Genomic DNA, 14,462 nt, shown 5'->3' on the forward strand with positions numbered 1-14,462 from the left:
CTGATGACCTTTTCCCTCCTTTCCCGATACTCTTCCAAACACAGTTTTTAAAACTATCATCATGAGAAAGATCCTGCTTACTGCTATTGTGCTGTCTACGCTGATCGCGTGCAAAAAAGATAATGGAGACGGACCGGATCCGGTTGATCCGACGCCAAACCCGCCTTCCCCCACACAAAAAGATATTGCCAGTATTGACAATGCGGTGTCTGCATTTATGACCAAGCACACGATACCGGGTGTTTCCATTGCGGTTACAAAGGCTGGCAAATTGGTATACGTGAAATCATACGGAAAGATGAGCAGTGCGGATAACACAGCGGTTACGAACTCGAGTCTTTATCGTATCGCCAGTATTTCAAAGCCGGTAACGGGTGTGGGCATCATGAAATTGCTGGAAGCAGGAAAGCTGACGCTTGACGCTAAAGTTTTCGGGGCAGGCAGTATTCTTGGCGGTGATTTTACGACCCCTGCAGGCATGCATGATATTACGGTGCGTCACCTGCTGCATCACACGGTGGGATCCTGGGGAAATGATGGCAATGACCCGATGTTCAAACAACCGACAATGAATCATACGGACCTGATCAAATGGACGATCACCAACTATCCGGCAACTTCGGGTCGTGGTGTGTATCGCTATTCCAATTTCGGCTATTGCCTGTTGGGAAGGATCATCGAAAAATTATCCGGAAAGTCTTACGAACAATTTATTAAAGATGAAGTGCTGACGCCTTCCGGTATTACTAAAATGACAATGGGTGGCAGTAAACTTACTGATCGCAAAACCGATGAAGTGATCTATACAGGTCAGAGTGGCAACGATCCGTACGCCTATAATATTCCACGCATGGACGCACATGGCGGATGGATCGCTTCCGCAACAGATCTCGCCCGCTTTATGGTAAAAGTGGATGGCTTTACAACGAAGCCTGACATTCTTCTGCCGGCAACGATCACTACGATGACTACCCGCTCTGTCCCATCCTCCAACTACGCCTGCGGCTGGGGCGTGAATGATGCCAACCATTGGTGGCATACCGGAAGCTTACCGGGAACGGCTTCAGAGATCATCCGGTCGGCAAGTGGATACACCTGGACTGTTTTATGCAATTCAAGAAGCTATACTTCCTCGTTTGATAATGACTTAGATAATCTTTTGTGGCCCATCATCAACAATGCCAGCACGCCTTGGCAGGACATTGACCAGTTTTAAACCTTGTTTTTTCTCGAGTGAAAGTTCGGCCGCCTCATTCCTGGGGCGGCTTTTTTGTGTTCCCGGAAATTTGCGTTTTTATTGTCGGATAAGACTTTTGGGGAACCTGTTAATGACATTTTCGCATGCGTTTTAAAGGTTAAATAAGGGCGGGATGTTGGTGGGGTGTTCGTTCCGTTCTTGTTCGAGGTCAGTTCGACTGTTGTTCGAGGTAAGGAAAACCTGAGAAATGCCCGTAAAGAGGCAAAAGAGTCTGAAGTTATAATTGTTGCGTACGATATGGCTGACATTTAGTCGGGTGCCATTATCAAAATAATGTGGCTATTCTTGTTCCGATTGCAAGCCAGTCCAGGGGTAATTCTTCCGATGATCTAGCACAGATTCCGTCTTTATTCGTCGTTCAAGCGTTGTTTTCTGCGGGGACATGCGTTGTCTAAGCGTTAGGGAAGCGTTGGGGAAGTATCGTTTATTCGTTCAGATAGTATCGGGGAAGCGTTGGGGAAGCGTCTGGAAGCGTTTAAAGAGGGGAAATGTTTTGAGGCTAATCGGTATCAACAATCAAATTCTGCTGGATAAAATCGGGCAATGCGGGTCAAAAACTTCCCTTAACGGCCACTTTGAAGCGAAACGAGTGAGGTAAGGCAACCAGTCTTTAATCTGTAAAGTATATCGCAAATTCCAGGCGTTATGCGTAGCCAACGGGCTGTGTATCGGTTTCGAAGAAACCGTCCGTTTGCTGAAGAAGGTGGGAAGCAGTGTTGTGATGCGGGGAATGCTGCAATGGTTGAGCTGTTTTCCTCCCACGGTTGAAACAGTGGGCTGTTGCACAATCTTTCAGTTGAAAAGGTGCTGATTGCATCTTGACAACCTTAAATTTTTGTCGAGGTTAAATCGACATTCTTTTAAGTTGTGAGTTTGAAAGACTGTCATTTATGTAAGTCGGGGACCGCTAGCGTTTCCTCTCCCACGGTTAAAACCGTGAGTTAAGCCTCATGGATTCGATAGAAAGAGGCAACCACCCCGTTTACAGAGGTGTTTAATCCTTCCGTAAGAGATCGAAATCTTGTATTCGGCTCTCAAATCAAAGGGAACTACCATATGGTAGATGCCAGAAAAAACTACTTAACTTTCTTCTGTCTATACTTTTTTTAAAGCTGCCTGCAGATGCCCGGAAGATATTGGAGGATTAGTGATGGCATCGAAAAAGACATCTTGATCTTTAGCTGACGCGATGACAATTACTTGCGCCTCTACACAGTTTTCAACTTTGGAATTTAGGCCCGGCATGGAAGCACCGTTCATTTCCACCCACTTTATAATTGATAGTGACATTCGTTTTTATTTAGAGTCCTACTTCAGTTGATAAAAGAGTTTCATTGATTTGTCAAATATTCGCTGCGCCGATATCTACCTCTGCAAAAAGGCTTTGCAACCTACAAGATTTCAACTTCATAATTAATCGATCAAAGTCTATACTTCTACAAGAAAAGGAAGTGTTTAAAGTATTATCAAAAATCAAAATAAAATACTACACCTTTACACCATCGGCGGCAGATCAATTATGATCCCCCAACGACAAAGACATGAAAGGAACCTCACGGGGTTCTTTTCGCTTATAGGAGACTTATGAATATTCGCATCTATTCATTATGTTTATTTTCTGTCTCGTTTTGTATTAATGACAAACCAGGTTCCACCGGTTCACAAAAACACTCAACATTAATATGAATAAGAAAAAAAATAACCTTCGCACACCACCTCAAGTATCTTGTATATATGTATGTGTAAAGTCGAAAAGATCTATGTTTTAACAGCATTTATTCTAAGCTAACTGTTAAACGAATCTTACATGACACACCTTAAAAAAATAAAAGGCCGCTTGAGGCGACCTTTTAAAAACTTAAACTTAGTTACGTTACCTTTAGGCAAGAGGCTTTACTAAGCATCACGATACAAAGCTACAGCTTTATATCGACATTCTCAACCACCTTTTACCTTAGGAAATTTCAAAAAATACGGAAGTATCTGTCTTCGCAACGAATCGACCGATACCTTCAGGCCACCGGAAATCAGCAAACGAAAGCGATCAGGCTATACAAAACAAATCTAAGAATAGCCCAGGCGTTTCATCCGCTACTTGGGGCACTTGAAGTGATATTACGGAACTGTATAAACACGATTTTAACAACTTACTTTTCTGATCACGATTGGATAATAAATCAGAAGACGGGATTCATGTCCGATCCATCTCTCACTCATATTGATCGCAGAACCGGCAGAAGGGTAACAAATGACTTTCTTAAATCGTCAATTGAAAAATCAGAAAGTCTTCTGCGGCGACTGCGTGTTCCAGTAAGCAGCAGCAAGATAATTGCAGATCAGGCTTTCGGATTTTGGACCGACTTATTTGAAGTTCATCATTACAGGCTACTGCTCGGCAGGCCCATACAGATATTCAATCATCTTCCATCAGGACATGGGAGAAGTGAAGTTTGTGAAAGGCTTAATACGATAAGGCAGTTCAGAAACAGGATCAATCATAACGAGCCGGTATGCTTTAACGGAACTTTTACTGATTTTACATATGTTGATAGAGTCTATCGTGCAATAACGGATATCTGGAGATGGATTGATCCTGAGCTAATACAATGGACAAAGGCTATTGATAACGTTAGAACAAAAATTGAGAGAGCGCAACTTTTGTAGAATACTTCAGTGCATCTCTTAGAAGCACAACAACAATTGAAAATTTTTACAGCATCCAGATCAATGGTCAATGACGGGTAATTTTCAAATGGTCTAACGGGAATGCATCGGAAATTGAAATGCTAGATTATCATTAAAAGGAAAGTGATGGCAAAGTTAAAAAACATACACCCAGGTGAGATTCTTAGGGAGGAGTTTTTTATCCCATTTGAGATCACCGCTTATAAACTGGCAAAAGACATCGGTATTCCTCAAACCCGGGTTTCTGAAATAACTGAAGGGCAACGTTGTATTACTGCAGATACGGCTTTACGCTTGGGTAAATATTTTGGAAACTCCGCGAAGTTTTGGCTTGGCTTGCAGGGTGATTATGATCTGGAGGAGGAAGCGAATGCAAAGAAGAGTGTTTTTAATTCGATAAAAGCGTTGCATGAAAATGTTGCATGATAACTTAGCTAGCACTTGATAAAAAGTGGAGCATCATCCCTTTGAACTTAAGCTTCAGATTTCGCTGTTTATGAGAGATCGCCCCCTGGAGGACTCTTTTATTTCATACTGAGCAGGTGAAGTCTGCATGAGCTTGGCATTCCATTCAAAGCAGTTAATAGCTGGACCTAATATTCAGCTACATGCTGACGTCGGCAAGCGGACGGCTTCTTCGAAGCCGATGCGTAGTCGGAGACATACGCATAACTCTTGAGTGTTGCGGGGTTCGTTAAAGATTTTGAAAATACAGTCATCGAAAGCATCAACATCCCTCTTCTCGTAATGCCTTAAAAAAAAAGACAGCCTCAATTGAGACCGTCTCTTTCAAAACCTTATACAGAGTTACGTCTTTTTTTTGCCAGCAGCGTGAACGCTTCGAGTTGGTCCATAAAACGATCGGCATCTTTCTGAGTTTTTATCGACCGGGCCAGGAAATCTGGCTGACGGTTAGCCCCTAGCGTTTTCTTTTGCGAAGAATCAGCAGCACAGGCTTTTGCCAATTCGTCTAAAGCATCCAATTTTTCCAAAAGAATTTTATCCATATTTTTAGGTTTAAGGTTTTTGAATTACTCTTTAAGTCTGAACATATAGTAGTGATAAAGATCATTGGCAGACCTATCGTAATCAAACTGTTCCAGCCATGGCTTAGCCCAAATTGACCCGTCTGTATATGTCTCTAATTCTCCGCCTCTCAACACCTTTACGAACCAGTCTACGCCAAACGTCTCAAGTAATTCATTAAAGCTGGTTTCGTTCGAACGGAATATTCTGTGATAAAGATAAGCCCTTGTATCGGTTGAACCATCCACACCAATAGTATAACCTGGATTTCTTTGTAAAAATTTAATGCTAAACAGAATGATAGTAGAGAATAGTCTACTAAGATTGCTGTGTAACACGCGTGACTGATCGTCTATTTCCCCATACTCATTCAGTGGACCAAAAGACAGATTATATACATCGGGAAAATATGAATATTCAACGGGAGCTATCCTTATCCTTATGAGAACAGCACTACTGCCTTTACAAGGAGAATAGAATGAAGCTTCTGAAAAATCATTGGAGATCCAGGCTATTTCATAAGTATTTTCAAAGTCGATATTTATGAGCATACATTCTGCAATAGATTTATTTTATGAAGACTATGCTTCGAATCATTTGAGAGCGGCTATCATTTCAAAACAACAAACACATCACCGCCGTTACATACATAACAAGTAGTAAAAATGATTTTTAAACTAAAAAGAGCCCAGGTATTTTAACCAGTATTTTATGTTTTTTTCACGCCGGAAGAAATTGCTGAACCAGAAATACTCAGCCACAGTTTGACGTCAGTTAGCGGACGGCTTCTGCGAAGCCGATGTGTAGTCGAAGACATATTGCTATCCGGTAAAAAGTGTCAGACACTATGCGTAACCATGTATCGATCAGTGTATGCAATTTGTTATCAAATGGCCGGGGATACATTGTGATGCCTGTTTATATAGAGATAGTATGGAGAATACATTAAGAAGGGTCTGGTGAATGTCTGACTATTATCCGGAGAATGTCTGATTAAAGTCTGCTAAGGTCCCAGAAAGTCCCAAAATATCCCAGAAAGTCTCAAAAAGTCCCAGGATGTCCCAGAAAGTCAAAAGAGAATCAAAATGGATCGAATGGAGTAGATTCTCTTAACAGATCGATTTCAATATGCTGAATTTGCGGAATTGATCTGCGATGTCGCAAGATACGAAAAATTGCTTTTATGGTAAAATCAAAAAAGAAAGCATTACCAGGCATATATGGAAATAACAAACCTCCGAACGAGGCCCGCCCCGCTCAAGCTCCTATGCCAGGCCTTCTTTAGTTTATCAAAGACTTTACTGCATACAGACCCGGCATCTTCCGCTTAACAGAAGTCCATTTTCGGATTGAGGAGATGCCGGATCAACTATTCTTAAGATTGTTATTTATTTAAAATTGGTCCGGCATAGTGCCGTTGGGGGGAAGATGCTCGTCCCGGGTCTGCGTCGTTTAGAATTGTTATAGTATGAAATTTGGGCCGGGATGACATGGAGGCTTCCTTTTTGCTTTAATGGAAATAGTAGTTTATCCTCAAAAATCCGGAGACCGGGATGACATTGAGATTCTTTGAAGGATTTGATAAAGGCAAAAGAAATGATCTCTTTAAAAAATTTAACCCATGATACTTGCATGTACATAACAAATAACAAAATGGTCTTGTCTAAATTCAAAGCAGTTTTCTGGGGCCTATATCCTCTTCCTCCTCACAAACAAAATCCCACCCAACACCAGCACCGCTCCTCCAACCCACCAGATCCACGCCGTTGATCTTTTTTCGACCACCACAGGAGATGTATCCCCCATCAAGACCAGCCCCGCCCAATAAGGTGGCGCCAGCATTCTTCCTTTAGCTGATGCGAGATAATTAAGTTTTGCCTGACGCAATGCTTCATCCTTATCCATCCCTTTCAAGAGATGATCATAGAATGATTCCATCAGCAATGTACTTGCCTTTTCATCGATCATCCATAATCCCGTGACCATGCTCTCACTTCCCGCATAGTTGAATGCATGCGCCAGTGAGATCATTCCCTCCCCATCCTGGTAACCCGGCTTTCCTGATTCGCACGCTGTAAGCACGGCGAGTTCAGAACGCAGATCACAATTATACAATTCATGCAGAAAAAGTGAATTGGCTTCTCCTTCATCATTCTTTGAAAAGATCAAACGGGAGAATTCAGGTTGCAGGTTATTGGATTCCGCATGCGTACCGATATGAATGATCTTATTCTGCCCCGCATGCTCTTTGAATGAGGAAGCAGTCGACGCATTGTTGACATACGCTGTTCCACCAAACAAGGACTGGGCTTTCTCCACGAAATCAAGCGTGAAAGGCTGCGGTAATAACCTGATATAAGAACGGTCCAGTTGAAACGAATCTTTCACCGTAGCTGCATACTGCTTCTTTCCTTCTTCCAAAAAGCCCGGCGCAAATGCAACGAAGTTGCCAGGCATTCCCGATGAAGTCTTCTGCTGACCTACCAGCGTAAGTGTATAATGATACGAAAATGTATACGTGGAAAGAAGACTGGAAGAGACGAGCTCTTCATATCCATTTATCTTTTTCGGCGTAAGTATTTCAAAGTTCAGATTGAATAGAATTCCATCGGGTATCAGAATGATCTTCTTCGTATGAATATGCTGCGCCAGTGGCTGCCATAATTGCTGGTACAATTCATGCAACACACCTGTCACTTTCTTTGTATCTGCGCCATAATCAGCAATTATGCGAATACTGCTATCCAGTCCGGATGGCTTCAGTGCAACCCAATGTCTTTGATTCCGGTCTGCAACCAGGGCATACAATTGCTTGTCGACAAACATGTATCTTACCAGCGTACTATTTTGCGGCAACGATTGTTGCACGTCCGGCACTGATTTCACCAGAGAGCCATAACGCATGCGGTAGTATTCCGGGTGATCTTTTTTCAATGATGCAACAAACAGATCCCAATCTTTGACGGCCGCAAAATAACGCTGCATCGCTTCTGCATCACCGTTACCGCTTGTAAGCGATACCTGCAGCGCTGCCTTCAGCTCTTTCTCTTTCTGCTGCACTGCCAAAGGCACATGCGCAAAACGGACCGAATCTGATTTATCCAACCGGGAACGGATCCTGTAATAGGTTCCTGATTCCTGGAGATCGATCAGTTGATTGATGTAAGCCTGATCATTTGTCAACTCATACAGATCAAGCGTGATCTTTTTAATGAACTGCAACAACTCGGCATGGCCAGCCATCATCACACTTATATCTTTCGCTTCACGGATCACAGACTTCCTGCGTTCAATAATGCTGATGGCACTATTAAGTTCCTCCAGCAGCTGTGACAGCGTCTTCTTATTTTTATTTTTCAGGAGGTAGTATTCTGCCTTTGCCTTCAGCAATACCGCTTCCGGCTTTTTCAATTCGATCTTGATCGAGTCTAGCAGGCTTGTACTGTTACTGATCTCTGCCTGCACGATCTGCAATCCCTGTTTGCTATAATCCAGTGACTGCTTAAATTTCCCCGCCTTTAAGTGTAGTTCGGCCAGGTTGGTAAGCTGATAGAAATACATAAGGGTTTTCGTTCCCTGCGTCCGTTTGATATAATCCGCGCCTTTGCTGGCTTTGCTCAGCGCTATATCGAACTGGCCATTATCTACATAGAACGAAGCGGCATTCCTCAAAAACTCCAGGTAGATATCATCATACTCCCCCTGTAAAGAAGACTCGTACAGACTATCCGCTTTTTGATAATAAAGTGATGCTTTCTTATTATCATGTTGTTCTTCATATAAAAGTGCCAGCGAATTACATGCATCAGCCTGCCAGAAAAGATAATCTCCGTCGAGTTTGGTAATATTATCCAAACCAGTTCGGAGATAAAGCAATGCATTCGCATGATCCTTCATCGCAAGGTATAACTGCCCCAGTAAGATCTGCGATTGATACACAGCAGCGGGCTCTTTTTCCAGATGCTTTTGCTTTTGTTCATAAGAATACCATTCCAGGCTCAACGCCTGTGAATAATCACCAAGATCTTTATAGATGCCTCCCAGGTTATCGATCGCCATGTATTGAAACCCTTCCGCACCGGTTTTCTTTGGAATGGATTCAGGAATGGAAAGATAGATGCGAAGGTTCTCAATACAGGCCCGCATCGTCTCTATCGCTTTCTGCGTTCTCCCCTGCACGCCATAGATCGCACACATATTATTCTGCAGAACGGCGGGACGGTAATACCTGTTAATAGGTGTGCTGTCTGTCCGTGCAAGTGCTTTTAATGCCATATCAAAGAAATAGAGCGAGCTATCCAGCTTGGACGCCATCCACATTCCACTGGCCATATTGTTTGCGGCTGAATAAAAACTTTCGGGATCTGCATCAGGATGACTAAGGTAAAATGAGATGGCTTTACGACGATGGAATTGCGACAGGTTCATGTCTCCATTACGAAAAGCGAAGGTGCCCATATCACTGTCAAGCGCTGCCAGAAAATTCTGCCGGGGAGATGATAGCTTTTCTTCCAGCTTGTATGCCTGTTGTGAAGTCCTGTATGCCTGGTCAAGCTTGTCCACTGAAGCATAATATTCCGCCAGCTCTCCATACATTTTAGGAAGGGCATTTGTTGCATTTGCATTAGCCGTGGCCTTATCTATAAGCGTCCTGATCTTCTTTTCCGCAGTAGCGGGCGAGCCAAGTTGTTCTTCGACGCGACCAACATACATAATATAAGCCGGCAGAGAATCGTAAGCCTGTTGTTGGAATAATGCGTTCAGTTTAGCCTGTAATACTGAGTCTGCATATTTGTAGGATTTCTCACGGAGCGCTTTTTCCAGCAGGCCTTTTGTATCCGGCTGTTGTGCCATGGACGTCCCGGCCAGCACTATAAGTAATGCCAGTAATAAGGTGGTTTGTTTGATCACACAATTTATTTTATAGCAGAAAGAAGTTCTTCTTTTCGTGGATGCTTTGTTTGCTGTAAAAAAGGAACAGCGTCAGCCGTTTTATTTTGCTTGAGTAAACTTAACGCGAGGAACCAGTTAGCATCAGACTGGAATGCCGTGTTGTTTAAAGAAAGTGTTTGTTTCAGAAAATGAGCGGCACTATCCGGCTGGTCCATCGAAAGAAAGGCCAGTCCCGTAAAATAATTCAGCGTATCGTTCAGCGGACGCTCCTTCAGCAAAGGTCGCCAAACGCTAACGGCTTCTTTGAACTTTCCTGAACGATACTGGATCATACCGAGATTGAATTCATATTCAGCAGAGCTTCCCATCGTTGTAGCAAGTCCCGGATCAGATTCAAAATATTGTGCAAACAATTTCTCTCCACTGCTTTTACTTCTGGAAACGAACAAACCAACAACGATCAGTAATGCCACCGCAGCGGCAGCAGAAAACCAATAGATGCGTGAGTTGTTCCTGCGAACAGGGGTATTGATCTGATTGGGTAACTGCTGATGGAATTGTTTCAGCTTTTGCTCCAATGCGGATTCTTTGATACCGACAGCAATCGTCTGTACATGCTGCACTTTAGCACGCAGGGATTGGTCAGCGTTTATTCTTGCTTCAAAAGCATATAGTTCTTCCGGCGGCATATCGCCAGCGATGTACTGCTCGATCAGCTCCCATTCTTCCTGTGGTATTGGATCAACGTTGTTCATGCTTTTTTATTTAGCATTTCCTTTAGCTGTTGGATACAGCGGTATTTATTGTTTTTCGCCGTTGCCTCTGTCCAGTTCATCTGATCGGCGATATCCTTCATTGATGCATCATCGTAATAGAACAGTGTCAGTATCTTTCTGCAGTTCTCTCCAAGTTTACCGAAGTACTTTTTAACTGCGGCGATGTTTTCATCCAGGAATGAATCCTGTTCATCTGTTGTTCTTCCTTCGGGCATTGCGGTGCTATCGATCCGGACAACTTTTGTGTGATGTGCAGAGCGAAGCTGGTCCATCCATTTATTTTTCGCCACCTGGAACAGGTAGGCTTCCAGCGATGCATTTCCGAGCAGCTGGAATTTACCCAGCTGAATATTTCGCCATACAGCGATGAACGCCTCCTGGAACACATCCTTTGCCTGATCAGGAGTGCCGCTGTTATTCACCACAAAGTTCTCCACCTTGTAATAATTCGCGTGATATAACTGCTGAAGGACGATTTCGTCATTGGCCTTCAACGCCTGGAGCTGCTCTTGCGCAGCGATATGTGGTACAACACTGTCTTGGCCCATTGGGAATCAAATTCGGCCAAAAGTTAATTATTTATTTTTCATTATCTGTACATTATGACACATTGTTGCGGGTAAGGAACGCGGCGATCGCGGCGATACGCGGCGGACGCGGCGAAAACAGCCATGACAAATATTGTATTTCGTTGCGCTCGCCGCGTTCCTTATGCGCCAGTTGAACTCGGGAGATCACCATGCATCAGGTATGCCCCAGTCTTGGATCGTCATAATAATCATTGACCAGGTCGGGTCTGTCGCGCAGGATCTCAGCGAGTTTTACTTTCTGTTCGGTCCTGTTCCCAGGTGTGGGTTCAGTATAATTGTTCCAGAAGATCAACCCGGTTGGTGTAAGTTCTATCGAGCCGGCTTCTCCGTCAGCTTCCTCATCATCCATTTTTTTTGCTTCAGCCGCATTGGTTGTACTGATTGTCACGGTGTTGCATGGCCCCGCAATGCGATGTGCTTCACCTGCCTCATAAATGCTTACAGACAGGATCTGTTCATACTCTCCTGCTGTCACGATCGTCATTTTGGCGCCATCCGGAAATATGATCGTTCGCCTCACACCATGACGGTCCTTGATGTGCTTTCCATTCAGGTTTTCATGATTTCCTGATAGAATGCCGGTTTGCCCTGATTGCGACACCAGGCCCCAAAACTCCAGTTTAAAGGTTGGATACGACTCGTGAAAGATCTTTATATGGGCGTTCAGTTTGATCAGGATCTGCCCGCCGCCACTTGTCCGGTAGTTATATACCCCTTCGGCCGCATCGAAATTCAGCTTGCCTTTGGGATCTACCACCAGTCCGCATTCATTCTTCCGCTCTGCAGCCTCTTTATCCTTTTTGCAGGAGGAAAACAGCAGGATCATCAATAGAAAGAACCCGCACCAGGTCTTACTCATCATAAGAGTAGTGCTCAAAGCCCGGCGAGAGCCAGTGCTCCGGGAGTATGGAGAGATCTTAAATCTTGTCATATCGTTTATTTTTTGATGAAGGCCGCACAATGTGCCCTTTAGGGATATCGGCAGGGTGAAGAAAAGGTCATCAACTTAGGTCAGGAATTCGAAGCATTTTTTGAATTTGAGGGTCGTAAGAGCAACGCAGCGGGCGCAAAGGATCGCAACGGGCGCAAAGAGACCCGTCTTTGATGAGGATTTCGTTGCGTTTGCGGGCCCGCTGCGTTACTCCTAGGCCGGCCAACTGAGAAGATTTACGGACTGGCCGAACATTTACGCGCTTCAGGGGTTATTAATTTCAATCTTATCATTCAAATTCTACACTATGGAGCAGGTACAGGACACTTTTACGACTGCAGTCGACGCCCGTATTATCCAGGCTTACAAAGAGTTTTTACTGAACAATGGTCACCAGCCAGCCTCTGTTTTCAAATTTGCCAAAGAGCTGGGGATCTCCGAAGAGGAATTCTACCGCCATTTTGGGTCTTTTGAAGGGGTGGAAAACAGGATCTGGGCAGATTTCATCAGAAATGTGATCGCTCCGCTTGAAACCGATGAGGGTTTCCACAGCTTTTCGGCGAGGGAAAAGATCCTCACTTTCTATTTCGCCCTGTTTGAAGAATTGAAAAAATCGAGAAGCTTCGTTCTCTTGCAGCTGAAAAACCATCGCAAGCTCGAGTTCACACCGTCTTTTCTACGCGATTTCAAGAGCATATATGAACAATTTATATCAGGCATTATCGATCAGGGTAAAGCCGCCGGTGAAGTGGCCAAACGCCCATTCTTCGATAAACGATACGCCGGCGTATTCTGGTTCCACCTGGGATTCCTGTTACTGTTCTGGCGCGATGACAACAGCTCCGGCTTTGAAAAGACGGATGCCGCCATTGAAAAATCCGTGAACCTGGCATTCGACCTGATCGGTAAGGGCGCACTGGATTCCGCATTCGATTTTGCCAAATTCATTTACCAGACAAAAGCATAATGGAAGAATCAAACAGCAAACCCCGCAGCAAAGAATTTGAAAAGATCCCTGTGACCAAAGTGCAGCGGGCAACAAAATTTGTGGGCACCGGTGTGAAGATCGGCTCCAATTACCTGAAGCATTACGCAAAGAAACTGGTCAACCCTGATCTTACGAAGGAACAGCTTCATGAAGACAATGCCCGTGATATCTACAGATCTCTTTCAGAACTCAAAGGCAGCGCGCTGAAGGTTGCGCAAATGCTCAGCATGGATAAGAACCTGCTGCCTGCCGCTTACCAGCAACAGTTTGCCATGGCGCAATACAGCGCGCCACCGCTCTCCTTTCCGCTGGTGGTCCGCACCTTTCAAAAAAACTTCGATAAAACGCCGGAGCAGATCTTTGATACTTTCTCCAGGAATGCAAGCAATGCTGCGTCTATGGGGCAGGTACACAAAGCAACGCTCAATGGAAAGCAACTGGCGGTGAAGATCCAGTACCCGGGCATTGCAGACAGTGTAAAATCTGATCTGGCCATGGTAAAGCCGATCGCTTTATCCATGTTCAAGTTAAACCCTGTCGAATATGATGAATACATGAAGGAAGTGGAAATGCGGATGATGGAAGAAACAGATTATGTACTGGAGCTTGAACGCTCGGTGGACATCTCGACCCAAAGCGCACACATTCCCCATCTTCATTTCGCAAAATATTATCCTGAGCTTTCCTGCAGCAAGATCCTGACGATGGACTGGATGGAAGGAAGACCGATGGGAGATGTAAAAACGGCTGAACTACCCGGGAATAAGAACCAGGAGATCGGGCAGGCATTGTGGGATTTTTATGATTTCCAGATCCATCAATTGAAAGCCGTGCATGCAGATCCTCATCCGGGCAACTTCATCATTACACCTGATCATCAATTAGGCATCATCGATTTTGGATGCGTAAAAGTGATCCCTGAAGCTTTTTACGATACGTATTTCCAGTTACTCGATCCGCATCTGCTCAAAGATGAAGAACGGACAACTGCGTTGTTCTATAAGCTGCGATTTATCCATGAAGATGATTCGCCGGAAGAAAAGAAATTGTTTATAGAGATCTTCTCGAAACTGGTGGAATTATTGGCAAGACCATTTGCTGCTGAAACATTCGACTTCAGCGATAGAAGTTACTTTGAAGAAGTGTATCGTTTTGGAGAGGAAGTGTCTGCACTGAAACCCCTTCGTGAGTCAAAGAAAGTGAGAGGAGTGAGAGATGCGCTGTATATCAATAGAACTTACTTTGGATTGTACAATATGCTGCATGAATTAAAGGCGAAAGTCAGGACAGGCGGGTCTTAAAAAAAGATTGGCCT

Annotated in this window: 13 protein-coding genes; 5 read left to right on the forward strand and 8 right to left on the reverse strand. The window is 44.1% G+C overall.

Going from position 1 to position 14,462, the window contains the following annotated elements; all coding sequences use genetic code 11:
* Positions 1-61 precede the first annotated feature (61 nt).
* A complete protein-coding gene (locus tag LZZ85_RS13755; protein ID WP_237872650.1) occupies positions 62-1,216 on the forward strand; it encodes a serine hydrolase domain-containing protein in 1,155 nt (384 codons plus the stop codon).
* A gap of 685 nt (positions 1,217-1,901) precedes the next feature.
* On the opposite strand, the gene LZZ85_RS13760 is transcribed toward LZZ85_RS13755, so the two are convergent.
* A complete protein-coding gene (locus LZZ85_RS13760) occupies positions 1,902-2,075 on the reverse strand; it encodes a hypothetical protein (RefSeq protein ID WP_237872652.1) in 174 nt (57 codons plus the stop codon).
* A gap of 278 nt (positions 2,076-2,353) precedes the next feature.
* The gene (locus tag LZZ85_RS13765; protein ID WP_237872654.1) at positions 2,354-2,548 is read right to left on the reverse strand and encodes a type II toxin-antitoxin system TacA family antitoxin; all 195 of its coding nucleotides are present in this window, start codon (positions 2,546-2,548) and stop codon (positions 2,354-2,356) included.
* A gap of 903 nt (positions 2,549-3,451) precedes the next feature.
* Between LZZ85_RS13765 and LZZ85_RS28655 the strand changes: the two genes are divergently transcribed.
* Together LZZ85_RS28655 and LZZ85_RS13775 are read left to right on the forward strand one after the other, a co-directional pair.
* Positions 3,452-3,922 carry a hypothetical protein gene (locus tag LZZ85_RS28655; protein ID WP_349291744.1) on the forward strand — a complete coding sequence of 157 codons (471 nt, stop codon included), beginning with the start codon at positions 3,452-3,454 and terminating at the stop codon, positions 3,920-3,922.
* A 147-nt stretch (positions 3,923-4,069) separates the two neighbouring features.
* Positions 4,070-4,369, forward strand: a complete 300-nt coding sequence (locus tag LZZ85_RS13775; RefSeq protein ID WP_237872656.1) for a HigA family addiction module antitoxin — start codon at positions 4,070-4,072, stop codon at positions 4,367-4,369.
* A 371-nt stretch (positions 4,370-4,740) separates the two neighbouring features.
* Here LZZ85_RS13775 and LZZ85_RS13780 read toward each other — a convergent pair whose 3' ends face one another.
* The 6 genes from LZZ85_RS13780 to LZZ85_RS13805 all read right to left on the reverse strand — a co-directional run bounded on the left by LZZ85_RS13780 (position 4,741) and on the right by LZZ85_RS13805 (position 12,159).
* A complete protein-coding gene (locus LZZ85_RS13780; RefSeq protein WP_237872658.1) occupies positions 4,741-4,950 on the reverse strand; it encodes a hypothetical protein in 210 nt (69 codons plus the stop codon).
* Between the two features lie 24 nt (positions 4,951-4,974).
* Positions 4,975-5,520: a DUF6934 family protein gene (locus LZZ85_RS13785; protein WP_237872659.1), complete on the reverse strand. Its 546-nt coding sequence runs from the start codon at positions 5,518-5,520 to the stop codon at positions 4,975-4,977.
* 1,138 nt (positions 5,521-6,658) lie between these two features.
* Positions 6,659-9,880 carry a CHAT domain-containing protein gene (locus tag LZZ85_RS28660; protein WP_237872660.1) on the reverse strand — a complete coding sequence of 1,074 codons (3,222 nt, stop codon included), beginning with the start codon at positions 9,878-9,880 and terminating at the stop codon, positions 6,659-6,661.
* Between the two features lie 5 nt (positions 9,881-9,885).
* On the reverse strand, positions 9,886-10,617 hold the full coding sequence (locus LZZ85_RS13795; protein WP_237872661.1) for a tetratricopeptide repeat protein: 732 nt from the start codon (positions 10,615-10,617) through the stop codon (positions 9,886-9,888).
* Complete coding sequence (locus LZZ85_RS13800; RefSeq protein WP_237872662.1) at positions 10,614-11,186, reverse strand: RNA polymerase sigma factor; 573 nt, start codon at positions 11,184-11,186, stop codon at positions 10,614-10,616. Before LZZ85_RS13800 ends, LZZ85_RS13795 begins: the two co-directional genes overlap by 4 nt.
* A 196-nt stretch (positions 11,187-11,382) precedes the next feature.
* Entirely contained in the window at positions 11,383-12,159 is a 777-nt protein-coding gene (locus tag LZZ85_RS13805; RefSeq protein ID WP_237872663.1) for a hypothetical protein, read from the reverse strand.
* Positions 12,160-12,466: 307 nt separating this feature from the next.
* On the opposite strand from LZZ85_RS13805, the gene LZZ85_RS13810 reads away from it, so the two are divergent.
* Together LZZ85_RS13810 and LZZ85_RS13815 are read left to right on the forward strand one after the other, a co-directional pair.
* Positions 12,467-13,126, forward strand: coding sequence for a TetR/AcrR family transcriptional regulator (locus tag LZZ85_RS13810; RefSeq protein WP_237872665.1), 660 nt, complete (start codon positions 12,467-12,469; stop codon positions 13,124-13,126).
* Complete coding sequence (locus tag LZZ85_RS13815) at positions 13,126-14,448, forward strand: ABC1 kinase family protein (protein WP_237872667.1); 1,323 nt, start codon at positions 13,126-13,128, stop codon at positions 14,446-14,448. Before LZZ85_RS13810 ends, LZZ85_RS13815 begins: the two co-directional genes overlap by 1 nt.
* The last annotated feature ends 14 nt before the right edge of the window (positions 14,449-14,462 follow it).

This window comes from Terrimonas ginsenosidimutans, from assembly GCF_022012415.1.
Classification (GTDB): domain Bacteria; phylum Bacteroidota; class Bacteroidia; order Chitinophagales; family Chitinophagaceae; genus Terrimonas_A; species Terrimonas_A ginsenosidimutans.

What these genes read in the sequence shown, in the direction of transcription:
- LZZ85_RS13755 (WP_237872650.1), top strand. Translation starts at nt 62, where the DNA reads ATGAGAAAGATCCTGCTTACTGCTATTGTGCTGTCTACGCTGATCGCG.
- LZZ85_RS13810 (WP_237872665.1), top strand. Translation starts at nt 12,467, where the DNA reads ATGGAGCAGGTACAGGACACTTTTACGACTGCAGTCGACGCCCGTATT.
- LZZ85_RS13815 (WP_237872667.1), top strand. Translation starts at nt 13,126, where the DNA reads ATGGAAGAATCAAACAGCAAACCCCGCAGCAAAGAATTTGAAAAGATC.
- LZZ85_RS13780 (WP_237872658.1), bottom strand. Translation starts at nt 4,950, where the DNA reads ATGGATAAAATTCTTTTGGAAAAATTGGATGCTTTAGACGAATTGGCA.
- LZZ85_RS13765 (WP_237872654.1), bottom strand. Translation starts at nt 2,548, where the DNA reads ATGTCACTATCAATTATAAAGTGGGTGGAAATGAACGGTGCTTCCATG.
- LZZ85_RS13805 (WP_237872663.1), bottom strand. Translation starts at nt 12,159, where the DNA reads ATGACAAGATTTAAGATCTCTCCATACTCCCGGAGCACTGGCTCTCGC.
- LZZ85_RS13795 (WP_237872661.1), bottom strand. Translation starts at nt 10,617, where the DNA reads ATGAACAACGTTGATCCAATACCACAGGAAGAATGGGAGCTGATCGAG.
- LZZ85_RS13800 (WP_237872662.1), bottom strand. Translation starts at nt 11,186, where the DNA reads ATGGGCCAAGACAGTGTTGTACCACATATCGCTGCGCAAGAGCAGCTC.
- LZZ85_RS13775 (WP_237872656.1), top strand. Translation starts at nt 4,070, where the DNA reads ATGGCAAAGTTAAAAAACATACACCCAGGTGAGATTCTTAGGGAGGAG.
- LZZ85_RS28655 (WP_349291744.1), top strand. Translation starts at nt 3,452, where the DNA reads ATGTCCGATCCATCTCTCACTCATATTGATCGCAGAACCGGCAGAAGG.
- LZZ85_RS13760 (WP_237872652.1), bottom strand. Translation starts at nt 2,075, where the DNA reads ATGCAATCAGCACCTTTTCAACTGAAAGATTGTGCAACAGCCCACTGT.
- LZZ85_RS13785 (WP_237872659.1), bottom strand. Translation starts at nt 5,520, where the DNA reads ATGCTCATAAATATCGACTTTGAAAATACTTATGAAATAGCCTGGATC.